22 protein-coding genes are annotated in these 25088 nt (G+C 69.4%); 11 read left to right on the top strand and 11 right to left on the bottom strand.

From position 1 onward, the window contains the following. Nucleotides 1–18: 18 nt before the first annotated feature. The gene (locus ABD798_RS12630; protein ID WP_344874102.1) at nucleotides 19–1254 is read left to right on the top strand and encodes an NsdA family TPR-like regulatory protein; all 1236 of its coding nucleotides are present in this window, start codon (nucleotides 19–21) and stop codon (nucleotides 1252–1254) included. Beyond that, nucleotides 1251–1622: a hypothetical protein gene (locus ABD798_RS12625; protein WP_344874100.1), complete on the top strand. Its 372-nt coding sequence runs from the start codon at nucleotides 1251–1253 to the stop codon at nucleotides 1620–1622. Before ABD798_RS12630 ends, ABD798_RS12625 begins: the two co-directional genes overlap by 4 nt. Here the strand turns inward: ABD798_RS12625 and ABD798_RS12620 are convergent. Further along, nucleotides 1604–3055 carry a family 43 glycosylhydrolase gene (locus ABD798_RS12620; RefSeq protein ID WP_344874098.1) on the bottom strand — a complete coding sequence of 484 codons (1452 nt, stop codon included), beginning with the start codon at nucleotides 3053–3055 and terminating at the stop codon, nucleotides 1604–1606. The genes ABD798_RS12625 and ABD798_RS12620 overlap by 19 nt on opposite strands. A gap of 125 nt (nucleotides 3056–3180) precedes the next feature. Next, nucleotides 3181–3711: a CGNR zinc finger domain-containing protein gene (locus ABD798_RS12615; RefSeq protein ID WP_344874096.1), complete on the bottom strand. Its 531-nt coding sequence runs from the start codon at nucleotides 3709–3711 to the stop codon at nucleotides 3181–3183. Nucleotides 3712–3796: 85 nt separating this feature from the next. Here ABD798_RS12615 and ABD798_RS12610 point away from each other — a divergent pair, with 85 nt between their 5' ends. After that, a complete protein-coding gene (locus tag ABD798_RS12610; protein WP_344874093.1) occupies nucleotides 3797–4609 on the top strand; it encodes an alpha/beta fold hydrolase in 813 nt (270 codons plus the stop codon). Here the strand turns inward: ABD798_RS12610 and ABD798_RS12605 are convergent. Continuing rightward, nucleotides 4593–5936: a serine hydrolase domain-containing protein gene (locus ABD798_RS12605; RefSeq protein WP_344874091.1), complete on the bottom strand. Its 1344-nt coding sequence runs from the start codon at nucleotides 5934–5936 to the stop codon at nucleotides 4593–4595. The genes ABD798_RS12610 and ABD798_RS12605 overlap by 17 nt on opposite strands. Before the next feature lie 81 nt (nucleotides 5937–6017). Here ABD798_RS12605 and ABD798_RS12600 point away from each other — a divergent pair, with 81 nt between their 5' ends. Together ABD798_RS12600 and ABD798_RS12595 are read left to right on the top strand one after the other, a co-directional pair. Next, nucleotides 6018–6686: a TetR/AcrR family transcriptional regulator gene (locus ABD798_RS12600; protein WP_344874089.1), complete on the top strand. Its 669-nt coding sequence runs from the start codon at nucleotides 6018–6020 to the stop codon at nucleotides 6684–6686. Nucleotides 6687–6922: 236 nt separating this feature from the next. Continuing rightward, entirely contained in the window at nucleotides 6923–7762 is an 840-nt protein-coding gene (locus ABD798_RS12595; protein WP_344874396.1) for a glycoside hydrolase family 19 protein, read from the top strand. A gap of 13 nt (nucleotides 7763–7775) precedes the next feature. Here the strand turns inward: ABD798_RS12595 and ABD798_RS12590 are convergent, their stop codons facing one another. Further along, the gene (locus ABD798_RS12590) at nucleotides 7776–8384 is read right to left on the bottom strand and encodes a TetR/AcrR family transcriptional regulator (RefSeq protein ID WP_344874087.1); all 609 of its coding nucleotides are present in this window, start codon (nucleotides 8382–8384) and stop codon (nucleotides 7776–7778) included. A 106-nt stretch (nucleotides 8385–8490) separates the two neighbouring features. Between ABD798_RS12590 and ABD798_RS12585 the strand changes: the two genes are divergently transcribed. Beyond that, nucleotides 8491–9225, top strand: coding sequence for an SDR family NAD(P)-dependent oxidoreductase (locus ABD798_RS12585; protein WP_344874085.1), 735 nt, complete (start codon nucleotides 8491–8493; stop codon nucleotides 9223–9225). On the opposite strand, the gene ABD798_RS12580 is transcribed toward ABD798_RS12585, so the two are convergent. The 4 genes from ABD798_RS12580 to ABD798_RS12565 are packed head-to-tail and all read right to left on the bottom strand — an operon-like array spanning nucleotide 9197 to nucleotide 12063. Continuing rightward, complete coding sequence (locus ABD798_RS12580; RefSeq protein ID WP_344874083.1) at nucleotides 9197–9595, bottom strand: hypothetical protein; 399 nt, start codon at nucleotides 9593–9595, stop codon at nucleotides 9197–9199. The two genes, ABD798_RS12585 and ABD798_RS12580, sit on opposite strands and share 29 nt — an antisense overlap. After that, nucleotides 9592–10308, bottom strand: coding sequence for an SDR family oxidoreductase (locus ABD798_RS12575; RefSeq protein WP_344874081.1), 717 nt, complete (start codon nucleotides 10306–10308; stop codon nucleotides 9592–9594). The genes ABD798_RS12580 and ABD798_RS12575 overlap by 4 nt, the downstream gene beginning before the upstream one ends. Nucleotides 10309–10329: 21 nt before the next feature. Then, entirely contained in the window at nucleotides 10330–11220 is an 891-nt protein-coding gene (locus ABD798_RS12570; RefSeq protein WP_344874079.1) for an RNA polymerase sigma-70 factor, read from the bottom strand. Between the two features lie 21 nt (nucleotides 11221–11241). After that, entirely contained in the window at nucleotides 11242–12063 is an 822-nt protein-coding gene (locus ABD798_RS12565; RefSeq protein WP_344874077.1) for a helix-turn-helix transcriptional regulator, read from the bottom strand. A gap of 94 nt (nucleotides 12064–12157) precedes the next feature. On the opposite strand from ABD798_RS12565, the gene ABD798_RS12560 reads away from it, so the two are divergent. From ABD798_RS12560 to ABD798_RS12550, 3 genes are all read left to right on the top strand, one after another. Next, nucleotides 12158–13846, top strand: a complete 1689-nt coding sequence (locus tag ABD798_RS12560; RefSeq protein WP_344874075.1) for an AMP-binding protein — start codon at nucleotides 12158–12160, stop codon at nucleotides 13844–13846. A 116-nt stretch (nucleotides 13847–13962) separates the two neighbouring features. Next, entirely contained in the window at nucleotides 13963–17466 is a 3504-nt protein-coding gene (locus tag ABD798_RS12555; protein ID WP_344874394.1) for an ATP-binding protein, read from the top strand. A gap of 50 nt (nucleotides 17467–17516) precedes the next feature. Further along, a complete protein-coding gene (locus tag ABD798_RS12550) occupies nucleotides 17517–20927 on the top strand; it encodes a DNA topoisomerase (ATP-hydrolyzing) (protein ID WP_344874073.1) in 3411 nt (1136 codons plus the stop codon). Between the two features lie 280 nt (nucleotides 20928–21207). Here the strand turns inward: ABD798_RS12550 and ABD798_RS12545 are convergent, their stop codons facing one another. Further along, nucleotides 21208–22128, bottom strand: a complete 921-nt coding sequence (locus ABD798_RS12545; RefSeq protein WP_344874071.1) for a TIGR03620 family F420-dependent LLM class oxidoreductase — start codon at nucleotides 22126–22128, stop codon at nucleotides 21208–21210. Nucleotides 22129–22225: 97 nt separating this feature from the next. On the opposite strand from ABD798_RS12545, the gene ABD798_RS12540 reads away from it, so the two are divergent. Then, the gene (locus ABD798_RS12540) at nucleotides 22226–22765 is read left to right on the top strand and encodes a TetR/AcrR family transcriptional regulator (RefSeq protein ID WP_344874069.1); all 540 of its coding nucleotides are present in this window, start codon (nucleotides 22226–22228) and stop codon (nucleotides 22763–22765) included. A gap of 78 nt (nucleotides 22766–22843) precedes the next feature. Continuing rightward, the gene (locus tag ABD798_RS12535) at nucleotides 22844–23584 is read left to right on the top strand and encodes a VOC family protein (protein ID WP_344874067.1); all 741 of its coding nucleotides are present in this window, start codon (nucleotides 22844–22846) and stop codon (nucleotides 23582–23584) included. Here ABD798_RS12535 and ABD798_RS12530 read toward each other — a convergent pair. After that, on the bottom strand, nucleotides 23544–24752 hold the full coding sequence (locus ABD798_RS12530) for an RNA polymerase sigma factor (RefSeq protein ID WP_425549210.1): 1209 nt from the start codon (nucleotides 24750–24752) through the stop codon (nucleotides 23544–23546). The two genes, ABD798_RS12535 and ABD798_RS12530, sit on opposite strands and share 41 nt — an antisense overlap. Nucleotides 24753–24799: 47 nt before the next feature. Then, complete coding sequence (locus ABD798_RS12525) at nucleotides 24800–24955, bottom strand: DUF6131 family protein (protein ID WP_086818513.1); 156 nt, start codon at nucleotides 24953–24955, stop codon at nucleotides 24800–24802. Nucleotides 24956–25088: the final 133 nt, after the last annotated feature.

Genomic DNA, 25088 nt, shown 5'->3' with positions numbered 1-25088 from the left:
AACCGGGGGAGCGCGGGCATGACGATGGTGCGGACGTGGACGGGGCGTGAGGCGCGTGCCCTCCGAACCGCGTTGCGCCTGTCCGGGCGCGCGTTCGCCGAACACCTCGGGGTGAGCTACCGCGCGGTGGCGGAGTGGGATCGCCGAGGCGCGGAGATCACTCCGGGTGAGCAGGCGAAGCAGTTGCTGGACATCGCTTTGAGCCGGGCGAGCGAAGAACAGAAACAGCTGTTCGCGGCCTTGCTCCCGAAGCAGGAGGAGCCCGACGAGGACATGGATCGCCGTCAGCTGCTGCGGACGCTGACTCTCGCGGGAGCGGCCGTCTCCCTGTCCGCCCTGTCGGAGGGCCTCGACCGCGTCGCCCATCCCGGGCCGCTGGACGCGGCAGCGATGAGCAGCTTCGAGAGCATCACGGACGGACTTTGGCAGGTCTACCGGCACGCGGATGCCAAGGCGACGGTCTACCCCGCGGTCCGGTCTCACGTCGATGCCCTCACGGCGCAGCTCAGCCGCCCGCAGACCCTTGAAGTCAGACGACGGCTCTGCCTGGTCCTGGCCAACGCCCTGCAGTTGATCGGTGAAATCCAGTTCGACCGTGATCACTACGCCGACGCGGCGCGGTGCTACTCGGAGGCCGCCAACGCCGGGCGCGAAGCACGCGACGCCGATCTTTGGGCGTGCGCCATGGTCCGGCACGCCTTCATCAGCTTGTACGAACGCAGGTTCGCCGACGCGGTGCCGTTGCTGGAGATGGCCGGACGTGCGGCGGAGCGGGGGGATCGGACCCTGCCGACGCGCCACTGGGTCAGCGCCGTCACCGCGCAGGCGCTTGCCGGGATGAGAGACCTTGACGGCTGCCGTCAAGCTTGGGACAGGGCGGCGGAGGTCACGCGTCTGCCCATGACGGGTCCCCCGGCGACCGGATGGCTGCGATTCTCGGGGGACCGTCTTGCTGAGGAGCGCGGAACTTCCTATGTCGAGCTTGGTCGGCCAGACCTGGCAGAACCCGTCCTCGTCGCGGCTCTGGCGGCCTCGACATCAGCGCGACGACGCGGCGGTGTGCACGTGGATCTGTCGGCTGTCGGAGCGCAGCGCCGTGACAAGGACCAGTTCGCCGCTCATGTTCACGCGGCGGTGGAGATCGCACGGCAGACAGACAGCGGCTACCTGGCTCGGCGTGTGCGAGGACTCAGGTTGTGGACGGCCGGGAATGCCGAACTGAACGCTTTCCTCAACGAAAGGACGACTGCGTGAACGTCGAGCTGGGGCGCCTGTTCCGGGATGCGTGGATCGAGGGGGTGCGGCGGTACTTCCCGGGTGAGCCCAAGCCGGGGTACGTGGCGCCGTGGGAGCAGACTCCGAACTGGGAAAGGGAATCAGCTGCGGCCGTGTGCCAGCAGGTGCTGGATCTCCTGAGGCTCAGCGGCGGCAACGCGGCGAAGTTGACCGATGAGCAGAAGGGGCGGTTCGTCGCCACCTGCTGGATCGCGCAGATCTACAAGCACGTTCCGGATCCGAAGCCGGGTTACGTGGCGGACTGGGCCGCGCTGCCGGAGTGGCAGCGCGACACAGACATCGCGATCTTCGAGCGCGTGCGGGAGTACTACGAAGCGGGCAGGTAGCTGAGGCGCCACTTCTGCTCAGGCCCGTAAAGGTAGTGCGACGCAAGGATGTTCGCGCCATCGGTGAGCGAGCCACGGTCGACGGAGAGCGCGTGCCCGCCCGCCTTCACGGAGATGCGGTAGTCGCGGCCGACGGAGTCGATGTGCCAGCGTTGGTTGGCTGAGCCGACTGAACGTCGTTGTACGACACGGGTGTCAACGGTGAGAAGCTTGCCGCTGTGCTTGGCGCGGAGTTCGTAGGTGCCGTCGGGCAGGGAACGCAGGCGCCACACCTGGTTGGGGCCGCCGTGGGGTTCCCATTGGATGACGGCGGCGTTGTCCTGGGTGCTGGCGGAAGCGACGTCGAGGGCCTTGCCGCTGTGGGAAGCCTTGAGCACGTAGTCGCCGTCGCGGAGGCGCGCGGGGCCGGGGTCGCCTGCGGGCAGGCGTGAAGTCGTTGACGTGGCAAGAGGAATGCCGAAGTCGGGTGTGTCGTCGGCGCGCCACTCGACGCGTTGGATCCGGGTGGAGCGGTCACCGCCGCAGCTGCCGTTGGGGTTGGTGACGGCGTGGTAGGCGATCCACGTCTCGGAGCCGTCGGGAGAGGTGAAGAAGCTGTTGTGCGCTGTGCCGTAAGCGTTGTTGGCAGGGGAGGACTTGAACTGGGGCTGGGGTGACTTGGTCCACGCGGTCGGGTCCAGGACATCGCCGCCGTTGAAGGTGAGCAGGCCGATCGTGTAGTTGGGGCTCATGCACCCGCTGGCGGAGAAAGCCAGGAACAGCTTGCCGTTGCGCCACAACACGGCGGCGCCTTCGTTGACGGACAAGCTCTCCATTTCCCACGGGTGCACGGGGCTGGACAAGAGAACGCGGGGACCGCTTGTGGTCCAAGGGTTGCTCATCGGTGCGATGTAGAGGTTCTGCGGCTTCTCGGTGCCGGGATCCCAGCCGGACCAGATCGCGTACAGCCGTCCGTCGGGCATCGTCAGCACGGTGCCGTCCAAGGAGTACTGGTCTGCGGCTGCGGCGAGCGGCCCCTTGAACGTGTACGGGCCGAGCGGGTCGGTGCCGGCGCTCTCCAGGACGTACATGCGGTGGTCGGCGAGGACGTGCGCGCTGTTGGTCGCGGTGTAGTAGATGTACCACTTCCCTTGGAGGAAGTGCATTTCCGGCGCCCAGATGAAGCAGCAGCGCGACGGGGTGTCGTCCCGCCAGACGATCGTCTCGGGCGCGGAGGCGAGTTCGGTGACGGACCGCGCCTTGCTCACGGCGATGTGGTCGTTGCGCGTGTAGGTCAGGTAGTAGAAGCCGTCGTGGGTGACCATCTGCGGGTCGGCGCCGTTCTCCAGCACGGGGTTGCGGAAGCCGGACGTCGGCGCGGCCTCGGCGGCCGGAGCGGTCAACAGCGCGGCGATGAGCGCCAGCAGCAGACCGATTCCCTTGGCACGTAACACTCTTGCCCTCCTCGCGGGGTGGGGCGGCGGATGCCGGTCACAGCATCGGGCCGCCCCGCGGGGAGGTCAAGAAATTTCAACTGAGCATGCCATCGTGGTGGGGAATTCACCAGAATGGCCGAGCTTCACGGCTTGTGGCGTTGGTAGTAACGGGCCACTCGGACGCGGTTTCCGCAGATCTTCGGGGAGCACCAGCGGCGGCGCGGGTGCGCGGGCAGGAACAGCAGGAGGCACTCCGGGCCGTCGCAGTTGCGGACCTTGGTGATGTCCGGGCTGGTCAGCAGGTCCGCGGTGGCCTCGGCCAGTTCGGCGAGCAGCACTTCGGTCGCGGTGGCGCCGCGCCGGGGGGTGGCGCTCACGGCGGAGCCGGTCCACGACAGCTCGCGGTAGAGCGGCGCCGCGCGGTGTACGGAAGTCAAGGCGGCCAAGGACTCCGGCGGCGGTGCGAGGCCGACGCGCGCGGCACGCAGGGCCTGCGAGATGTGCTCCCGGAGCGCGAGCACGGGGGCCAGCTCGACGCGCGCCAGCGGCGGGAGCCGGTCGGCCTGCGAGTCGAGCCACGCGGAGAGCGCTTCCGGGCTGTCGAGCAGGTCGCCCTCGGACGTCCTGGTGTTCACCAGGTCGATGGGGAGCGGCTCGCCGATCAGGGGGACCATGCGACTAATGCTACAGCACAAGCTTGACCCATTAGAAACGCGTGAGCTATACCTAATGCATCCGAGTCGCTAGGAGGCATGTGACATGAGGTTCGTCGAGGTGGACGGCGTGCGGGTGCACTACCGGGAAGCCGGGCCCCGTGCAGCGCCGACGTTGTTGCTGCTGCACGGTTTTCCGTCGGCGTCGCACCAGTTCAAGGAGCTGATGGACCGCTTGGCCGACCGCTTCCACGTGATCGCGCCGGACTACCCGGGCTTCGGCCACACCGACACCCCGGACGTCGAGTACTCCTTCGAGTACCTGTCGCGGGTGGTGGAGGGCTTCGTGGAGGCGGTCGGCCTAGAGCGGTTCTTCGTGTACGTCTTCGACTACGGCGCGCCGGTCGGCTTCCGCATCGCCACGCGGCACCCGGAGTGGATCGCCGGGTTGGTGGTGCAGAACGGCAACGCCTACGAGGACGGGCTGGCCGAGGTCGCCAAGGAGTTCATCGAGAACGGCCCGCAGCCGGAGGCGTTCACGCTGCCGTTCACCCGCGCCCAGTACGAGGTCGGAGTGTCCGATGTGGACGCCATCGCACCGGATGGCTGGACGTTGGACCAGCACTTCATGGATCTGCCTGGCCGCAAGGAGATCCAGGACCAGATCGCGCGGGACTACCGCAGCAACGTCGAGCTGTACCCGCAGTGGCAGCAGTGGCTGCGCGTGCACCGGCCACCGACGCTGATCGTGTGGGGGACCGGCGACATGTTCTTCAGCGAGGCGGGCGCGCGGGCCTACCTCCGCGACGTGCCGGACGCCCAGTTGCACCTGTTCGAGACCGGGCACTTCGCGTTGGAGGACAAGGTCGACGAGATCGCGCCGCTCATCGCGGACTTCCTGGTCAGCAACTCCGGCTGAACAGCCGCCCGGCGAGGTCGACGCCCGTGACGGCGCCGTCCGCGTCACGGCTGAAGTACCCGCGCTGGCCCTGCATACCGCCTCCGAGCAGCACGTACTCGTCGTCGGGCAGCAGGCCGATCGGGGCGGGCGCGTAGTCCGGCGGCATCTCGGTCTCGGCGGCCGCGCGGATCTCGGGCCTGATCCCCACGCCGAGGGTCACCTCGGCGCCGTCGGCGGCGATGTCGATCCGCATCGCGTCGTTCTCGTAACGGCCTACGAACTCCCGAGCCCGCTCTTCGTTGTAGGGCAACGGCTCCGGCTCGCGCTCGACGAGCCCGAGGTGGTTCTCCAAGGCCCAGCGCACCACGGCCTGGTTGAAGTTGTAGCCATCGGGTCCGGCGTTGGCCAGTGCGACCACGGCGAAGTTCCGCTCCGGCGCGATCAGCAGCTCGGCGAACTGGCCGTTGCCGGAGCCGCCGTGGCCGATGGTGCGCACGCCGTCGATCTCGCGCAGGAACCAGCTGATCCCGAAGCCGTCGCCGAGCGTGCTCGCGCGCAGATCGACGGTCTTGTCCCGCATTCCGCGCAGCAGCTCGTCCTCGGTCTCGACGTGGAAGCGGGCCCACTTCAGCACATCGCTCACCGACGACACGATGCCGCCGCCCGGGTTGTTGCCGCGCGCACCGGCCCGCCACGCCTTCCACGGCTGGGCGGCGCGCATCGTGCCGTCCTCGTCGGCGTTGTGGCCCACGGCGAACTTCCGCACGATCACGTCGTCCAGGTCGAAGAACGTGTTCGTCAACCCCACCGGGTCGAGCACCAGTTCGGCGATCGCGCGCTCGAACGGCAGTCCCGTCACGTTCTCGATCATGCGCCCGAGCAGGTTGTAGCCGGACTGGCTGTAGGAGGCGCGGGTGCCGGGCGGCGCGATCATCGGCAGCTCGACCATGCGGGCGACGTGCGCACTGAGCCCGAGGTCGTCCTCGTCGCCGTCGAGCACGCCCCAGTCCAGTCCGGAGGTGTGGTTGAGCAGGTGCAGCACGGTGATCCGCTCGGCGGCCTCCTCGTCGGAGAGCGCGAGGTCCGGGACGTAGCGCCGCACGGGCGCGTCCAGCTCGACCTTGCCCTGTCCGACCAGGCGCATCACGGCGGTCCCGGTGAAGGACTTGGTCACCGATGCCAGGTGGAACAGCGTCTCGGCGTCGACCGGCGCGGGGTGAGCGGTGCTGGTCACGCCGTGCGCGGCGGTGATCATCTCGCCGTCGACCAGTAGCCCGACCGCGACGCCCGGGATGCCCAGCTCTTCGGCCTTGGATGCGACGAACTCGGCCAGTTTCTCCTGCATGACGTGCCCCTCCACTTGTTGAACTAAGTTCAAGTCGAACCGTAGCCGACGACTTGAACAAAGTGCAAGTAGGCTGTGGGCATGGCACGGAACACGCTCACCGCCGAGCAGATCGTCACGGCCGCGATCGAGCTGCTGGACTCCGACGGGCTGGACGGGCTCAACATGCGCAGCCTCGGCCAGCGGCTCGGCTCGGCCGCGACCGCGATCTACTGGCACATCAAGACCAAGGACGACCTGGTCAGGCTCGCCGCCGACGCCGTCTGGGACGAGGTCGAGCTGCCCGACGTGACGGCGGCCGACTGGCGGTCGAGCGCGTTCGCGCTGGCCACGGGTATGCGCGCGATGATGAACAGGCACCCGTGGCTCGGGCAGGCGTTCAGCAGCCACCTGCTCTACGGCGCGGGCAAGATGCGCTTCGACGAGCACAGCCTCGCCGTCTACGAGAAGGCCGGGTTCGCCCCCGCTGATGCCGACCGGGCCGCCGCGACGGTGTTCGTGTTCGTCGTCGGCAGCACGCTCGACGTGGCCGCCGAGGTCTCACTGACTCGGCGTCTCTCCGAGGAAGCCTTGCGGGAAGCCGTGTCCAGGGCGCACGAGATCGCGGAGGGCTTTCCGCTCGTGCGCGCGCGGCTGGGCGTCCCGGCCGCCGCCGACTACGCGGCGGCCCCCGGCGGCAGCTTCGAGTTCGGATTGCGCGCCGTGCTCGACGGCTTCGAAGCACGCCTCGGGGCGCGTCCAACCGGCTGAACATCCGGACAATGTTCACGTTCTGTCTTGACTGGTTTAGACCACTCGTCTTCAGTGGGCTGGGTCACAGACGTTCGTCAGCCGCCGACGAGCACTCCTGACACCTCTGCCGCCGAAAGCCGTGCTTTCCCTGTGCCGCACGGCTTCTCGCACCGCATGAAGGAGTGATCGAGTTGAGGCAGCGCATTCTCGCGTCGTTGACGGCACTGGCCGCGGCGGTCGCGCTCTCCGTCGGCGTGTCCACGACGTCCTCCGCCGCCCCCGTTGAACAGTCCGGTCCCAGCGCGGCGTGCAGCGCGCCGAACTGGGTGGCCGGGCAGTGGTACGACGCCGGCGCCATCGTCAGGTACACCAACGGTGGTTTCTACCGCGCCGAGCACGCCAACCCGGGCTACGACCCGGTGATCAGCCACTGGTACTGGAAGCCGCACAGCTGTGACGGCGGTGGGACGCCGAGCGGTTTCGTGGTCAGTGAAGCCCAGTTCAACCAGATGTTCCCTGGCAGGAACCCCTTCTACACCTACCAGGGGCTGACCGCCGCGCTGAGCGCCTACCCCGGTTTCGCCACCACCGGCGGCGACACCGTGAAGAAGCAGGAGGCGGCGGCGTTCCTGGCCAACGCCAACCACGAGACCGGCGGGCTGGTGCACATCGTCGAGCAGAACACGGCGAACTACCCGCACTACTGCGACCGCAACCAGCCCTACGGCTGTCCCGCCGGGCAGGCCGCGTACTACGGGCGCGGGCCGATCCAGCTGAGCTGGAACTTCAACTACAAGGCGGCCGGTGACGCGCTCGGCCTGAACCTGTTGGGCGACCCGTGGCAGGTGCAGAACAACGCCTCCGTCGCGTGGAAGACCGCGCTCTGGTACTGGAACACCCAGAGCGGCCCCGGCACGATGACCCCGCACAACGCGATGATCAACGGCCGCGGTTTCGGCGAGACGATCCGCAGCATCAACGGCAGTCTTGAGTGCGGCGGGAAGAACCCCGCCCAGGTCGAGAGCCGCGTCAACGCCTACCGGAACTTCACCAGGATCCTCGGCGTCGACCCGGGCGCAAACCTGTACTGCTGAGCCGTTTCCCTGCTCACGAAGCGGCCGTCACCGTGTCCCACGCGGCGACGGCCGCTTCGGCGACCGCGCTGAGCGCCGCCTCGTCCGCCCCGTCGCGCGACTGGATCGACATGCCTTGGAGTACCGCGTTATAGAACGCGCCGACCTTGGCCGCGTCAGCGCTTCCGGGCACATCGCCCTCGGCGATCCCGCGCTCGACGCGCTCGCGGAAGGACTGCTCGGTGGCGCGCCGCATCTCCGCCAAGTGGTCGCGAACGCCCTCGCTGCGGTCGGTGTAGGTCGTCGCGGCGAGCACGATCATGCAGCCCCTCGGCGTCGCCGGGTCGACATAGGCGCGAACGTTGGCGCGCAACACCTCCGCGAGCGCGGCGCGCGCGGTCGGCTGCTCCCGCAAGGCTTTCTCGGTGTGCCCGCCCTCGGTCTCGCCGTAGTGGGCGACGGCCTCGCGGAAGAGCTGTTCCTTGGAGCCGAACGCGGAGTACAGGCTGGGCGAGTTGATCCCCATCGCCGTCGTGAGGTCGGTCAGCGACGCGCCCTCGTAGCCGTGCTCCCAGAACACCACCATCGCGCGGGTCAGCGCGGTCTCGCGGTCGAACGCGCGGGGGCGGCCCCGTCCCGGCATGACCCACCTCCCATTTTTGTAGTGCTCGGTACGAATGTACTTGACGCGGCGCGCTCCGAGACGGAAACTATTTGTGTATCAAACACTACAAAAATGGGGAGCCGACATGCTCGCAGGCAAGACCGCGCTGGTCACCGGGGGTAGCAGGGGGATCGGTGCCGCCATCGCGCTGCGGCTGGCCGAGCTCGGCGCGGACGTCGCGATCACCTACGCCAGCGCCAAGGACCGGGCCGAGGAGGTCGTTGGGCAGATCACCGCGACCGGGCGCAGGGGCTTGGCGATCGCGGCCGACAACACCGACTCCGCCGCCCTGCTCGAAGCCGTCGACCGGACCGCCGCCGAGCTCGGTGGGCTGGACATCCTGGTCAACAACGCCGGGATCTTCCCGAGCGGAGTGATCGGCGAGGTCAGCGAGGAGGAGGTGGACCGCACCCTCGCCGTGCACGTCCGCGCGGTCTACTTGGCCAGCCAGGCCGCGCTCAAGCACATGCCCGAGGGCGGGCGGATCATCAGCATCGGCAGCAACCTCGCCGAGCGCGTGCCGTTCCCAGGCGTCGCGCTCTACGCGATGAGCAAGGCGGCTCTGCTCGGCTTCACCCGGGGCGCCGCACGAGACCTGGGCCCGCGCGGCATCACCGTGAACCTCGTGCAGCCTGGGCCCACCGACACCGACATGAACCCAGCCGGTGCCGACGGTGCCGACTACCAGCGCTCGATCACCGCGCTCGGGCACTTCGCCGATCCGCGCGAGATCGCCGAGACCGTGGCGCACCTGGCGAGCCCCGGCGCCCGCAACATCACCGGCTCCGTGATCACCGTGGATGGTGGGACGAACGCCTGAACACCACGGCGACCAGGAGTGCCACCGGGACCACCACGGCCAAGCCGAGGAGCGTCGTCTGGCCGAGCGCGGCGGAGAAGCTGTAGCCCTCCAGGTGGAACGCGTGGAACACGAAGTGCGGCAACGTGAACACGAGGTTCGCCACAAGCGCGGTGCACACGATCCGGCGCTCCATCGTCACGGCCGCGACACCGAGGACCAGCACGTACGCCAGCGTCAGCGCTCCGACGTCGCGCATCAGGTGCTCGTTGTACGGCGGCAGCATCGACACCCAGGGGCCGTGCTCGTAGAACACCTCGGGCAGGAACAGCTGTGTCAGCCCGGCCAGCCCCTGCGTGACGGCCAGGAAGATCACACCGGCGCGGATCATGCGTGCTCCTCGAAGGTGATCTTCCCGTCGGCGTGCTCGGGGGTGAGGTTGAAGCCCTCGCGGAGAGCGCGGAAAGCCTTGCCGGGCAAGCGAATCGGGACGATCCGGCGCTTGCCGCCGAAGTGCGAGCGGGCGAGGTCCACCGCATCGCGCACCTCCGGGCCGCCGAAGTCCGCGGCCCTGCCGAGCGGTGGACCCATCGCCAGCTCGACCAGCCGCACGGCGACATCGCGCACGTCGACCGGCTGGAAGCGCACGTCCGGCACGAACACCACGGGCAGCTTCGCGAGCACCGAGAAGATCTTCCTGAGCAGGTCGTGGAACTGCGTCGCGCGCAGGATCGTGTGCGGGACGGCGCGCACCAGCTCCTCGCTCGCGAGCTTCCCGTTGTAGTAGCCGAACCTGATGCGGTCGATGCCGACGATCGACACGTGCACCAGGTGACGGCAGCCCGCGCGCCGCACCGCATCGACCAGCGTTCGCGTCGCGATCACGTCCTTCTTCCCGCTCAACGTCGTCGCGCAGTTGATCACGACGTCCACGCCGTCGAGCGCCGCGTCAACACCGTCGCCGGTCAGCAGGTCGGCGACGACGTGATCAGGACCTGGACGGCGGCTCATGACGAGGGGCTGATGGCCGGTTTCGCGCAGGTGCGCCACCACGGCGCGGCCGAGGGTTCCCGTGCCGCCCGTGACGAGGATCGAAGTAGTCACACAGGTAGGACCGGCGAGCCCTCAGGTTTGTGACAACTGCTTCGCCAGGAAGGTCAGCTTCGCCGGGTTCGCCGGGATGCACAGGGTCACCACGCGATCGTCGACGACCTCCGGGACGACCACGCCCGCGACCACTCCGTCGAGTCGGAACACCGCCGCTGCGGCGCCGTTGACCTCGGCCAACTCCAAGGTGAGCGCGCCGGGCGGGAGCTTGGTGAAGCCGCCCGTGAGGTAGCGGGCGACGCGGTCCCGGCCGAGGATCGGGCGGCGCGCCATGCTCGCGTGACCACCGCCGTCGGCCCACGACGCCACGTCCTCGGCGAGCAAGCTCTCCAGCCCCTGGAGGTCGCCCTCCTGCGCGGCGGCCAGAAACCGTTGCACCAGCTCGAAACGCCGCGCCGGATCGGGCTCGAACCGCGGCTCGCGCGCACCGACGCGCTGGTGCGCCCGGCGGTGCAGCTGGCGGCAGTTCGCCTCCGAGAGGTCCAGGATCTCCGCGATCTCGCGGTGCCCGTAGGCGAAGGCCTCGCGCAGCACGAACACCGCGCGCTCCGTCGGAGTCAGCTGTTCGAGCAGCACGAGCAGCGCCAACGACACCGAATCCCGCTGCTCAGCGGTGTCCAACGGCCCGAGCGCCCCGTCCGCGGTCATGATCGGCTCTGGCAGCCACGGGCCGACGTAGCGCTCTCGCAGCACGCGCGCCGAGCTGAGCCGGTTCAAGCACAGGTTCGTGACGACCTTGGTCAACCACGCGGGCGGCGAAACCACGTCCGCGCGCAGCGCGCCGTCCCACCGCAGGAACGCGTCGTGCACCACGTCCTCGGCCTCGTGCGCCGAGCCGAGCATCCGGTACGCCAGGCCGAACAACCTGGACCGCTCCCGCTCGAACTCCTCGACCGCCTTCGTCTCCACGACGCCAAGCCTGCCAGCAGCTCAGGGCAACAAGCCCGCACGGCGCGCGGCCACCACCGCCTCACCACGACCGTGCGCGTCGAGCTTGCGCATCGCCTCGCGGAGGTAGCTCTTCACCGTCTCCGGGCGCAGACCGAGCCGCCGCCCGATCTCCACGTTCCCGCACCCCGCCGCCACCCACGTCAGCACGTCCAGCTCACGCGAGGTCAGCCGCACCGCCGACGCGGGCGGGGGAGCGGTGAGCTGCTCGCACACCCCGCGCAACTCCTCGCGCAGATCGTGATCGGGCGTGCGCTGCGCGATCAACCGCAGCTCCGCGTACGCCAAGCGCACCGACTCCCACTCCGCGCCCATCCGCCGACTCCGGTCAGACTCGGTCAGCCGACGCACGCGCTCCTCGACCTCGTCCTGCACGACGAGGTCCTGTTCGAGCGTGCGCGCGGCGTCCACGACCGAGCCCATCAGCCGATCACCCATCACCGTGCTGGTCCTGGCCGCCGCGTAGAGCACCGCGCGAACCTTGCGCCGCACCACCACGGGCGCCGCGACCACCGACCGGATGCCCTCCGCGCTCACGGCGGCGTCGTACTCGTGCGTGATCACCGACGCGGTGCTGTAGTCGCTGAGCGCGATCGGCCTGCCCAACGCCGCCACCCTGCCGCCGAGGCCGACCCCGGGCTCCAACGTCAACCCGCGCAACGCGCTCGTGGTCGTCCCGACCTGCTCCGACAGCCGCAACCGGCCCCGCGCCGCCAGCATCCCGCCGAGCGCGATCGGCAGACCCGTGTCCCGGCGCAGCTGTAAGAGCGCGCCCCGGACGGCTGCCCGGTGTTCCCCGGTCACGCGACCACCTCCTGCCCGCTTCACCCCCGAACGGGGGTGGCAAGGGTGTGCGGGCGATTCAAAGATCCTACGCATTCACCCGAAGGGAGTTCACATGGTCCGCACCGCCGCAGGCAGGGCTTTCCGCGAGGCGCGGGACTTCCTGCTCGCGCACGCGCGCGACCTCGACACCGCGCGCGCCGGCTTCCGCTGGCCGCAGCTCGACGAGTTCAACTGGGCGCTGGACTGGTTCGACGCCATCGCCGAGGCCAACCAGCGCACGGCGCTGTGGATCGTCGAAGAGGACGGCAGCGAGGGCCGCTGGTCCTTCGCCGAGCTCTCCCGCCGCTCCAACCAGGTCGCGAACTGGTTGCGGGACAACGGGATCGAGCGCGGCGACCGGATCGTGCTGATGCTCGGCAACCAGGTCGAGCTGTGGGAGTGCCTGCTCGCCGCGATGAAGCTCGGCGCCGTCGTCATCCCCGCCACCACCCTGCTCGCGGCGGCCGACCTGCGCGACCGCGTCGACCGAGGCGCCGCCCGCCACGTGATCGCCCGCGCCGAGGACGCCGACAAGTTCGTTGATGTGCCGGGGGACTACACCCGCATCGCGGTCGGCGACCAGCGCGAGGGCTGGCTGCACTACGGCGACTCGCACGGCTCGGACGTGGTCTTCTACCCCGACCGCGCGACCAGGGCCACCGACACGCTGCTGCTCTACTTCACCTCCGGCACCACCGCGCAGCCGAAGCTCGTCGAGCACACCCACGCCTCCTACCCGGTCGGCCACCTGTCCACCATGTACTGGATCGGCCTCGTCCCCGGCGACGTGCACCTCAACATCTCCTCACCCGGGTGGGCGAAACACGCGTGGAGCAACGTCTTCGCGCCCTGGAACGCCGAAGCGACGGTGTTCATCCACAACTACTCCCGCTTCGACGCCCCGCGGCTGCTCACCGAGATGCGCCGCTGCGGCGTCACCAGCTTCTGCGCCCCGCCGACCGTGTGGCGGATGCTCATCCAGTCCGACCTCGGCTCGCTGCGCACCCCGCCCACCAAGGTCGTCGGCGCGGGCGAACCCCTCAACCCCGAGGTCATCGACCGCGTCCGCGCCGCGTGGGGCGTGACCATCCGCGACGGCTTCGGCCAGACCGAGACCACCGTCCAGATCGCCAACACCCCCGGGCAACCGGTCAAACCCGGCTCCATGGGCCGACCCGTCCCCGGCTACGCGATCGAACTGCTCGACCCGATCACCGGAGAACCCGCCGACGAGGGTGAGATCTGCGTCGACCTGGCGCGGCGTCCGCTCGGGCTGATGGTCGGCTACCACGGAGACCCCGACCGCGACGCCGAGGTCATGCGCGAGGGCTACTACCGCACCGGCGACATCGGTTCCCGCGACGCGGACGGCTACATCACCTACGTCGGCCGCACCGACGACGTGTTCAAGGCATCGGACTACCGCATCTCACCCTTCGAACTGGAGAGCGTGCTGCTGGAGCACGAAGCCGTCGCCGAAGCCGCCGTCGTCCCCGCGCCCGACCCGGTCCGGCTCGCCGTGCCCAAGGCCTACGTGGTGCTCGCGGAAGGCTGGAGCCCCGACGCCACCACCGCCGAAGCCCTCCTGCGCCACGCCAGGGAGAACCTCGCGCCCTACAAACGCGTCCGCCGCCTGGAGTTCACCGACCTGCCCAAGACGATCTCCGGCAAGATCCGCCGCGTTCACCTCCGCGGCCAGGAGACCGGCCAACGCCGCGACGGAGAGTTCCGCGAGGAGGACTTCCCAGCTCTGCGAGGTTGACTGTCAGGGGTGCCGGGCATCATGCAGCCACAGGCGGCGGCTGAAGTATGTTAAGCCGCTGGTAAGCCTGCCCACCGCGCTGCATAGTCCACGCCATGACCCGGGAGAGCGACCCTGTGACTGCCGAGACCCTGTACGGGGCCGACGACCTGACGCACCTCGAAGGTCTCGAGGCGGTCCGCAAGCGACCCGGCATGTACATCGGCTCCACCGACAGCCGCGGCATCAACCACCTCTTCAACGAGATCGTCGACAACTCCACCGACGAGGGCATCGCGGGGGAGGCGACCAAGGTCGTTGTCACCCTGCACGCCGACGGCAGCGTCCAGGTCGACGACGACGGTCGAGGCATCCCCACGGGCACCCACGCCCGCTCCGGCCTCTCCGGCGTCGAACTGGTCATGACCAGGCTGCACGCGGGCGGCAAGTTCGGCGGCTCCGGCTACAAGACCTCCGGCGGCCTGCACGGCGTCGGCGCCTCCGCCGTCAACGCCCTCTCCCACCGCTTCGACATCACCGTCAAGCGCGACGGCAAGGTGCACCAGATCTCCTTCGCGCGCGGCGTCCCCGGTGTCTTCGACGGCCCCGGCCCCAAGGCCAAGTTCACCAAGCAGTCCGGACTCGTCGTCACCGGCAAGATGAAGCGCGGCGAGCGCACCGGCACCTCCAGCCGCTACTGGTACGACGCCCGCTACTTCGAGAACGGCGCCGCGCTCGACGTCGACGCCGTGCGGTCCAAGCTGCGCAACACCGCCTTCCTCGTGCCCGGCGTCACCTACGTGCTGCGCGATGCCACCGAGGGCGCCATCACCGAGGAGAAGTTCCACTTCCCCAACGGCCTCGCCGACATGGTCGACTTCCTCGCCCCCAGCGGCGACCGCTCCGTCTCCGGCACCCTCATCGTCAACGGCACCGGCACCTACTTCGAGAACGCCGCCGACGAGAACGGCGTGATGCGGTCCAAAGTGGAGCGTCACGCCGAGGTCGAGGTGGCCTTCCGCTGGGGCACCGGCTACGAGCGCACCGTGGAGTGCTTCACCAACACCATCCGCAACGTCCACGGCGGCACCCACCGCAAGGGCTTCGAGCGCGCCGCCGTGAAGTCGTTGCAGGAAGCCATCTCCAAGACCCGAGGGCTGCTCAAGGCCAAGGAGGACCCGCCCACCCTGGACGACGTCCTCGAAGGCATGACCGCCGTCATCCACGTCCGCCTTCCCGAACCGCAGTTCACCTCGCAGACCAAGGACGAGCTGTCCACCGCGGGCATCACCAAGGTCATCCAGGGCGTCGTCGAGCGCTACATCAAGGCGTGGACCGAGGACAAGAAGACCAAGACCGAGGCCAAGACGGTCCTGCAGAAGATCGTCGACGCCGCCCGCGTCCGCCTCACCCAGAAGCAGCAGAAGGATGCCGCGCGCCGCAAGACCGCACTCGAAGGCGCGGCGATGCCCCCGAAACTCGTCGACTGCCGCACCACGGGTGTTTCGCGAAGCGAGCTGTTCCTCGTGGAGGGCGACTCCGCCCTCGGCTGTTTTACCGGCGACACGATGGTCGCGCTCGCCTCTGGGCAGAGCCGCTCCTTCGCTGAGCTGGCCGACGACTGGGCGCGCGGCATCACGCATTTCGGTTACACCACCAACAAGGCCGGTCGTGTTGTGGTGGCCCCGCTCGTGGAACCGCGACTCACCAAGAGCGCGGCGCCGCTGGTCCGCGTCACGCTCGACAACGGCGAGTCGGTGCGGTGCACCCCGGACCACCTCTTCCGTCTGCGCGACGGCTCCTACCGCCGCGCCGATGCGCTTGCGCCCGCCGATTCGCTGATGCCCCTGTACCGCTCGCTCTCCTCGAAGGCGGCCAGCGACAAGCTCGACGGCTACGAGCGCGTCTGGATGAACGACCGCGAGGAGTGGGTGTACACGCACTACCTCGCCGACGCGTACAACCTGCGCCACGACCTGGACAGCGCGGCCAACGGCAACGTCCGCCACCACGTCGACATCAACAAGCGCAACAACGATCCGCGGAACCTGCGGCGGATGACGTGGGAGGACCACGCCGCCCTGCACGCCGCGATGATGGGCGAGCACGTGCACGCGGGCTACCGCGAGTGGCTGGCCAACGGTGGGCTGGAGTTCAAGTCCGCCATGCTGTCCAAGCAGTGGCAGGACCCCGACTTCCGGCAGGCTTGCCTCGCGCGCCTCGCCGCGCTCAACAGCGATCCGTCCTTCCGCCAGCGCATCGAGCAGGGCTTCCAGGACTGGTACGCGGCCCTGAGCGATTCCGAGCGCGTCGAGTACGCCGAGCGCATGCGCGAGCGGCAGGCGAGCTACTGGGCTCACCCGGAGCACCGCGCCGCCGCTGCCGAGCGCGTGCGCGCGTTCTTCGCCGACCCGGAGCGGCGAGCTGAGTGGAGCGCCCGCTCTCGCGAGCAGTGGAACGACCCGGAGCTGCGGGCTTGGCGATCCGCGACCACCATCGCCCAGTTCCAGGACCCGGCGGAGCGCGAGCGCCAGCGCAACGCGGTCACCGACTGGCACAAGAAGCACCCTGAGTTCGGCGTGCGGCACTCCGCGCTGATGAAGCAGCGCATGGCTGACCGGGGCACCGGCCACCTCGCGAAGGTCCAGGCAGGCCGAGCGCGGTACGTGGCGTCGGTGCCGCGCGAAGAGCGCGTCGCTCAGCAGGTCGACGGTCGTCGCCTCGCCGCTCTCCGTCGTCTCTCCGCCTTCGTCGGCCTGCCGGATGCGGACCTCGCCGCCGCCTACGACGCCGAGCGGGCGCGCACCGCGAAGACCGGCCTTCGGTTCGACCGGTTGCTGGCCCACTACGACGGTGACTACGCGCGTCTGCGCGAGGCGGTCTCCCTGACCAACCACCGCGTCGTCTCCGTCGAACCCCTTGCCGAGACGGCCGACGTCTACGACCTCACCGTCGACGGCTACCACAACTTCGCGCTCGAAGCCGGGGTGTTCGTCCACAACAGCGCGCGCATGGCCAGAGTCTCGGAGTACCAAGCACTTCTGCCCCTGCGCGGCAAGATCCTCAACGTGCAGAAGGCCAATCTTGGCGACACGCTGCGCAACGCGGAGATCTCCTCCATCGTGCAGGTGCTCGGCGCGGGCAGCGGGCGCACCTTCGACCTGGCGCAGATGCGCTACGGCAGGGTGATCCTGATGGCCGACGCCGACGTCGACGGCTCGCACATCCGGACCCTGCTGATCACGTTGTTCGCCAAGTACATGCGCCCGGTGATCGAGGACGGCAGGCTGTTCGCGGCCATGCCACCACTTCACAAGATCACCACGAAGGGCCGCAGTCCGCAGACCATCTTCACCTTCACCCAGCGGGAGATGGAGACCACCGTCGCCAAGCTGGAGAAGTCGGGCAAGCAGGTCGTCACGCCGGTGCCCCGGTTCAAGGGCCTCGGCGAGATGGACGCCGACGAGCTGTGGGACACCACGATGAACCCGGCGACCCGCTCGGTGCGGAGGATCACGCTGGACGACGTGGACGCCGCCGAGCAGGCGCTGGAGCTGCTGATGGGCGAGAAGGTCGAACCGCGACGCGCGTGGCTGGTCGAGTCCGCCGCCCGCGTCGACCGCGCGGCCATCGACGCCTGACCCGGCTGCACGGCCGACCCCAGAACCACGACCACGGAGAGCGCTGAGTCATGGCACGCCGCAAGGGCCCCACCACCAAGGTCGACCCCACCGCCTTCGACAGGGCGGGCGCGCAGGTCTTCGACAACCCGGTGAAGACCGAGATCGAGGACTCGTACCTGGAGTACGCCTACTCGGTCATCCACGCCCGCGCCCTGCCCGACGCGCGGGACGGCCTCAAGCCGGTGCACCGCCGCATCCTCTTCTCGATGAACGAGCAGGGATATCGCCCGACGCACGCTTATGTGAAGTCCTCGCGCGTGGTCGGTGACTGCTTCGTCCGTGGAGCCCTGGTGTCGACGCCGGAGGGGTTGCGGCCCATCGAGGACATCGAGGTCGGCGAGCACGTGCTCGACGGTCGCGGCGTCGCGGTCCCGGTCACGGAGGTCTACGAGAACCCGGTGTCGGAGCTGGTCCGCATCACCTGGTCCAACGGCCACACCATGCTCGTGACACCGGGACAGCGGTTCCGCACCGTCACTGATGACTCAGCGGTGGAGTGGACCGAGGCCCGCGACCTTGTTGGCCGTCGCACGGTCGGTTTCGGCGCGGCCAGGGCCAGCGAGCTGCTCAGCGACAACGGTGATTCCTCCGCCTACGTCCTCGGGCTGATCGTCGCGAAGGGTTTCGTCGCCGACGGTGCGGTTCGGATCGAGATGTGCGACACCGAGCCGATCGACGTGATGCACGGCTGGGCGATCGCCAACGACCTGACGGTGTGGCGAGACAAGCGCGAGGCCGAGACTCCCGAGCAGCGGGATCAGCACATCCTCACCTTCGATCGGCACGAGCGTCTTCTGGCGGCGGCTGCGGAGCGGGCTGTCCCGGCAGTGGTGCTCGGTGACCGATCTGCCTGGATTCCTTTCCTGGCAGGACTTTTCGACGGCTCGGGTCTCGTCTTCGCCGGGCTCGGCGAGCTGTTGCCGCGCCAGGTGTACGCGATGCTGGCTGACCTCGGCGTGCCCGTGCGTCGCAACGGTTCTGAACTCGCGGCGGGCGGGAGTTCTCTCGCCACCGCGCTCCTGCGCTGGGTGAGGGTCAACGACCTGGCCCAACTGTCCTCTGTGGACGGTGAAGCGCAGATGTCCTTCCGCACCGTGGAATCGGTGGAGGCGGTCGCGCCGGACGTCACCTACGACATCCAGGTGGGGACCGAGGAGCACGCCTTTGTTGTTGAGGGCCAAGTGGTTCACAACTGCATGGGCAAGTACCATCCTCATGGCGACACTGCGATTTATGACGCGATGGTGCGCCTTGCTCAGGACTTCTCCCTGAACACGCCGCTCATCGACGGGCATGGAAATTTTGGGTCCCCAGACGATGGACCGGCAGCATCGCGCTACACCGAAGCACGGATGTCGCAGGAAGCGATGCTGCTCGTCGGGGAGCTCGGCGAGGACACCGTTGACTTTCGGCCGAACTACGACGGGTCACTGAGCGAGCCGACGGTGCTGCCCGCGGCCTTCCCGAACCTGTTGGTCAACGGCACGTCGGGGATCGCGGTGGGCATGGCCACCAACATGATCCCGCACAACCTCGGCGAGGTGATCGCGGCGGCGCGGTGGTTGATCTCGAACCCGGACGCCTCGCTGGACAAGCTGATGGAGTTCATCCCGGGGCCGGACCTGCCGACGGGCGGGATGCTGCTCGGGCTGGACGAGGTGCGCAGGGCGTACGAGACCGGGCGCGGTGTGGTGCGGATGCGCGCGAAGGCGGAGACCGGGCCGCTGGAGGGCAGCCGGGGGCGGCAGGCGATCACGGTGACCGAGCTGCCCTACGGCGTCGGGCCGGAGAAGATCATCGAGAAGATCACCGACGAGGTGAACAAGTCCAAGCGGCTCACCGGGATCGCCGACGTCAAGGACCTGACCGACCGGGAGAACGGCACCCGGCTGGTGATCGAGTGCAAGGTCGGGGTGAACCCGCAGGCGCTGCTGACCGACCTGTACCGGCTGACGCCGCTGGAGCAGTCCTTCGGCATCAACAACCTGGTGCTGGTGGACGGGCAGCCGCAGACCTTGGGGCTCAAGGGGTTGCTGGAGGTCTTCCTCGGTCACCGCTACGAGGTGGTGCGGCGGCGGACCTCCTTCCGCAAGCGCAAGCGCGAGGAGCGGCTGCACCTGGTCGAGGGCCTGCTGGCGGCGCTGCTGGACATCGACAAGGTGATCAAGCTGATCCGCGGCAGCGAGAACGCGCAGGAGGCCAAGGACGGCCTGATGCGGCGCTTCAAGCTCTCCGAGATCCAGGCGAGCTACATCCTGGACACGCCGCTGCGCCGGTTGACCAAGTACGACAAGGTCGAGCTGGAGACCGAGCAGAACCGGCTGCGCGCCGACATCGCCGACCTCTCGCGCATCCTGGACAACGACGCGGTGCTGAAGAAGCTGGTGTCGGCGGAGCTGGCGAAGGTGGCGCGCGAGCTGGCGACCGAGCGGCACACCTCGCTGATCGACGGTGACCTCAAGGAGGTGCTGGCGGCCTCGCGGGAGTCGGGCCCGCTTGAGGTGGCCGACGATCCGTGCCAGGTGATCCTGTCGGCGACCGGCCTGGTGGCCAGGACGGCGGCGGAGTCGGAGGAGGCCTCGGAGGCGCGCAGGCGCAAGGGCCGGGTGAAGCACGACGCGGTCTCCTCGGTCGTGCACACCACGGCGCGCGGGCAGGTGTTGCTGGTGACGAACCGGGGCCGGGCCTACAAGATCGAAGTGTTGCCGTTGCCGGTGCTGCCGGAACAGGTCGGCACGGTCTCGCTCAGCGGCGGCATGGCGGCGCGGGAGCTGGTGCCGTTGGAGAAGGGCGAGAAGGTCATCGGGATCGCCCCGCTCGGCGAGCGCAGTGAGGGCTCACCGGGCCTGGCGATCGGGACCCGGCAGGGCGTGGTGAAGGTGTGCGCGCCGGACTGGCCCGTGCGTTCGGACGAGTTCGAGATCATCGCGTTGAAGGACGGCGACGAGGTGATCGGCGCGAGCTGGCTGGCCGACGGGGAGGAGACGTTGACCTTCGTGTCCTCGGACTCCTCGCTGTTGCGGTACTCGGCGTCGCTGGTGCGCCCGCAGGGCATCAAGGGCGGTGGCATGGCCGGGATCAACCTGGCCGAGGACGCGCACGCGGTGTTCTTCGGCGCGATCAGCACCAACGACGACGAGCACGGCGAGCCGATGGTGGTCACGGCGACCGGGCAGAGCGTGAAGGTGACGCCGTTCGCCGAGTACCCGCCGAAGGGGCGGGCGACGGGCGGGGTCCGCTCGCACCGCTTCCTCAAGGGGGAGAAGGCGTTGTTCCTGGCGTGGGTGGGTCCGCGCCCGGCGGCGGCCTCGGAGAACGGCTCGGCGGTCGACCTGCCCGAGCCGGACCCGCGCCGCGACGGTTCCGGGTCCCCGCACCCCGGCCCGGACGTGGTCGGCCACCTCATCGAACGAGGCTGACCCCGAACGTCACCGACCCGAACACCGCGAGCCCGAACACCGCTGACTCCAACCGCACCGACCCGAACACCGCTGACCCCGAACACCGCTGACCCCGAACATCACCGCCCCGAACGTCGCTGGCGGGGGTTCCCCGGTCTTCAAGACCACCGAACCCCCGCCCTGGACGTCTTTAACCGCCGCAAACCCCTGGGATGAGGCGGTTGGAGACCGTCGCGGGTGGGTTGGGGCGTCTTCAAGACCAGCAGACCCCCGGCGGGTTCGCTGGTCTTGAAGACCGTCACACCCGGGTGGGCAGGAGGAGCCCGGCGAGGTGGCGCCACTGGTCGACGGGCGCGGAGGTGAAGTCGCCGGGCAGGGCTTGCAGGCACACGTGGTCCGCGCCCGCCGCGTGGTGCGCGGCCACGCGCTCGGCGATCGCGTCATCGCCGAGCGCCACGAGCGCCTCGACCAGGCGGTCGCTGCCGCCGTCGGCGAAGTCGGAGTCGGTGAAGCCGAGGCGTTGCCAGCTCTCCCGGTATGGCCGCGCGGCGAGGTAGGACGCGATGTGCCCGCGAGCCCTGGCGCGCGCCTCGTCCGCGTCGACGCCGGCGACCACGGCCTGCTCGACGAGGAGCGTGCTGCCGGGGCCGAGGATCGCGCGCGCCTCGGCGGTGTGCTCGGGCGTGACGAGGTAGGAGAAGGCGCCGTCGGAGCGGTCGCGGGCGAGCGCGATCGCCTTGGGGCCCAACGCCGCCAGCACGCGTGGCGCTCTCCCGGCCGAAGGGTGCTGGAGTCCGACGAGGTCGATGAGCGGATCGGGTGCGTCGAGCCGGTCGAGGTGCGAGCGCATCTCGGCCAGCGGGCGCTCGTAGCGCAGGCCGAGCACGTCCTCGACCACGAGTCGGTGCGAGGTGCCCAGTCCGAGCACGAACCGGTTCGGGTGCGAGTCGGTGAGCGCGCGGGTCTGGGCGCGGACCGAGCGCGGGTGGCGGCCCCAGATCACCGCGATGCCGGTGCCGACGACGAGCGTGCTGGTGGCGTTGAGCAGGGTCGCGGCCTCCAGGAACGGGTCGCGGACGAGCCCTTCGCTCAACCAGAGCGCGCCGTAGCCGAGCGATTCGATCTCGGCGGCGAGCGCGGCGGACTCGGTGGGCGGACGCAGGTCGATGCCGGGCACCCACAGTCCCAGGGGACCGATGGGGGAGGAGATGGTGCTCATGGCGGCTCCCTCGTAGAATCGGAGTGGCACTCCGGATAATACGGAGCGCCACTCCGTTTTTGGCAAGAGGGTTTTTGGCAAGAGGAAGGAGCCGGACGTGACCGGACGCACCGACGCGCGTCGCAACCGGGCCCGGCTGGTCGAGGCGGCGCGCGAGCTGTTCGCCGAGGTCGGGGCCGACGCGGCGGCGATGAACGACGTGGCGCGGCGGGCCGGGGTCGGGCCTGGCACGCTCTGGCGGCACTTCCCGAACAAGGAGGCGTTGCTGGCCGAGGTCGTCGGGCAGAGCCTCGACGGCTTGGCGGAGCTGGCCGCCGAACTGCTGCGCACTGAGCCGGAAGGCTTCCTCAGGCGATGGGTCGACGCGCTCGTCGCGCACATCACGCGCAACCGTGGTCTGGCCGCGAGCTTCATGCGAGCCGCTGAGCACGGCGAAGGCCCGCTCGGCACTCGGTGCCACGCCGTCGAGCTCGCCGCGGCCGAACTCCTCGCGCGAGCCCAAGAGCTGGGCGAAGCGCGCGCGGACCTCACTGCTGCCGAGCTGATCCGCCTCGCGACGGCCGTGGCTTGGACGAGCGAGGCGACCGAGGGGGACCCCGTGCGGATGCTCGACGTCCTCTTCGAGGGCATCCTGTGACCCAGGTCACTTGGGGGTGGTGTCGAGGAGGCGGGAGCGGCTTCGACGTCCCGGGTGAACCGACCCCAGGAGGACGTGATGACCGCACTCGGCAGCATCCTGCTCGGCAGCGCTGACCCACAGCGCCTGCGCGATTGGTACCGCAAGGCGTTTCGCTGCGAGCCCCGCGACGACGGCTTCATCGACTACGGCGGCGTCTCGCTGCTCATCGACGGCCGGGACGACGTCGCACCCGGAGCCGCCGAGCCGGGCCGGGTGATCCTCAACTTCCACGTGGACGACGCGCGCGGGGTCGCGGCCCACCTCGACGAGCTGGGCGTGGAGTGGTTGGCGCGCCTGGAAGATCGCGGCCCCGGGCTGTTCGCCACGGTGGTCGACCCGGACGGCAACTACGTCCAGATCATCGAGATGGGCGAGGAGTACCTGGTCCACCTCGGCCTCAAGCAGCCGCGCAGTCTGCACAGCGCCGCCCCGTTCAGCGGGTTCTCCGTCGACGACATCCCGGCGGCGAAGGCGTTCTACTCCGAGGTGCTCGGCCTGAAGGTCACCGAGGAGAACGGCATGCTCCACCTGCACGTCGACGGCGCGCGGGTCTTGGTCTACCCCAAGGACAAGCACGTGCCGGCCGAGTTCACGGTGCTGAACTTCCCGGTCGCCGACATCGACGCTGCGGTGGACGAGCTGACCGCGCGCGGCGTGAGCTTCCTGCGCTACGAGGGCGCCCCGATGGACGCGAAGGGGATCGTGCGCGGCGGCGACGGGCCGCTGATCGCGTGGTTCACCGATCCGGCAGGGAACGTGCTGTCGGTGCTGCACTGATCCGAGCGATCCGGTCGTCGAGGTAGCGGCGTTCCGGCTCGCTCTCGGTGAGTTCGGCGGCCCTGCGGTAGCAGGCGAGCGCGGCCTCGTGCTCGCCCGCCTGCTCCAGCAGGTGCCCGCGCACCGCGCTGAGCCGGTGGTGCCGCGCGATCCGCTGGTCGGAGTCCAAGGGCGCCAACAGCTCCAGCCCGGCTCGTGGGCCGTCGACCATCGCGACGGCGACCGCGCGGTTGAGGGTGATCATCGGGTTGTCGGTGAGATCGCCCAGCAGCCCGTAGAGCACGGCGATCTGCGGCCAGTCGGTGTCCTCGGTGCCGGGGGCCTCCGCGTGCACGGCGGCGATAGCGGCCTGCACCTGGTAAGGGCCGATCACGTTGTCCTGCAAGGACTGTGTGATGAGCGCGGTGCCCTCGGCGATCAGCGAGCGGTCCCACAGCAGCCGGTTCTGCTCGGCCAGCGGCACCAGCGCGCCGTCCTCCCGCGTGCGCGCCACTCGCCGCGCCTCGGTGAGCAGCATCAGCGCCAGCAGGCCGGCCACCTCCCCGTCCTGCGGGAGTCGCCCGTGCAGCACGCGCGTCAGCCGGATCGCCTCAGCGGTGAGATCGCCGCGGCTGACGTGGTCGCCGCTCGACGCGGTGTGCCCCTCGGTGAAGATCAGGTAGAGCACGCCGAGCACCGGCCCGACGTCCTCCGGAGCCACGAACGCCGCGCCCCTGACCCGCTGCTTCGCGCGGCTGATCCGTTGCGCCATCGTGGCTTCCGGTACCAGGAACGCGCGTGCGATCTCCGCCGTGCTCAGGCCGCCGACCGCGCGCAGCGTCAGCGCCACCTGCGAGGCCTCCGTCAGTGACGGGTGGCAGCACAGCGCCAGCAGTTCCAGTGTGTCGTCCTCGTCCGGGATCGCTTCCGGCACAAGGGGTTCTTCGAGAGCGGCCACGGTGGCCTCGCGCCGCTTGCGCGCCTCTTCCCGCCGCAGCAGGTCGGTCAGGCGCCGCGAGGCCACCGTGATCAGCCAGGCCCGGGGGTTGTCCGGGACGCCCTCGCCGGGCCACTGGGTGGCCGCGGCGAGCAGAGCCTCCTGCACCGCGTCCTCGGCCAGGTCGAAGTGCCCGTACCGGCGCACCAGGGCCCCGAGGACCAGAGGGGTGAGTTCACGCAGCCCGTCCACTCGGTGGATGGTGCCACGCACCCCCGTCAACCAGTCGCTTCAGCCAGTCAGAACCAGTGCGCTCGGCCGCCGACACGCCGCCCGGCCCCGCCGAGCACGGCCAGCACCAGTCCAACCACCAGCAGCGCGATCCCGATCTGCCACAGGATCGGGATGCTCGCCAGGAAGCCGACCAATAAGAGGATGACTCCGAGAGTAATCACGCTTCGCCCTCCTTGAGGTTCTGTCGTGTTCTCGGGGGTGACCCCGGCCGTGATCACCCAAACCTGGCGTCACTACCCGCTACGGCAAACGGGTGATACTTCGGCCACAACAGGCGACCTCGTTTAGGAAAGC

It is taken from the genome of Allokutzneria multivorans (genome assembly GCF_039537405.1).
In the GTDB taxonomy this organism is placed as follows: domain Bacteria; phylum Actinomycetota; class Actinomycetes; order Mycobacteriales; family Pseudonocardiaceae; genus Allokutzneria; species Allokutzneria multivorans.
Note: the sequence above shows the minus strand (reverse complement) of the source record. Positions and strands in the feature narration are given on the sequence as shown.

Bases quoted from the DNA above. Each gene is read 5' to 3' on its own strand.
- ABD798_RS12605 (WP_344874091.1), bottom strand. From the start codon at position 5,936: ATGCAGGAGAAACTGGCCGAGTTCGTCGCATCCAAGGCCGAAGAGCTG.
- ABD798_RS12585 (WP_344874085.1), top strand. From the start codon at position 8,491: ATGCTCGCAGGCAAGACCGCGCTGGTCACCGGGGGTAGCAGGGGGATC.
- ABD798_RS12600 (WP_344874089.1), top strand. From the start codon at position 6,018: ATGGCACGGAACACGCTCACCGCCGAGCAGATCGTCACGGCCGCGATC.
- ABD798_RS12610 (WP_344874093.1), top strand. From the start codon at position 3,797: ATGAGGTTCGTCGAGGTGGACGGCGTGCGGGTGCACTACCGGGAAGCC.
- ABD798_RS12630 (WP_344874102.1), top strand. From the start codon at position 19: ATGACGATGGTGCGGACGTGGACGGGGCGTGAGGCGCGTGCCCTCCGA.
- ABD798_RS12615 (WP_344874096.1), bottom strand. From the start codon at position 3,711: ATGGTCCCCCTGATCGGCGAGCCGCTCCCCATCGACCTGGTGAACACC.
- ABD798_RS12580 (WP_344874083.1), bottom strand. From the start codon at position 9,595: ATGATCCGCGCCGGTGTGATCTTCCTGGCCGTCACGCAGGGGCTGGCC.
- ABD798_RS12560 (WP_344874075.1), top strand. From the start codon at position 12,158: ATGGTCCGCACCGCCGCAGGCAGGGCTTTCCGCGAGGCGCGGGACTTC.
- ABD798_RS12535 (WP_344874067.1), top strand. From the start codon at position 22,844: ATGACCGCACTCGGCAGCATCCTGCTCGGCAGCGCTGACCCACAGCGC.
- ABD798_RS12545 (WP_344874071.1), bottom strand. From the start codon at position 22,128: ATGAGCACCATCTCCTCCCCCATCGGTCCCCTGGGACTGTGGGTGCCC.
- ABD798_RS12590 (WP_344874087.1), bottom strand. From the start codon at position 8,384: ATGCCGGGACGGGGCCGCCCCCGCGCGTTCGACCGCGAGACCGCGCTG.
- ABD798_RS12550 (WP_344874073.1), top strand. From the start codon at position 17,517: ATGGCACGCCGCAAGGGCCCCACCACCAAGGTCGACCCCACCGCCTTC.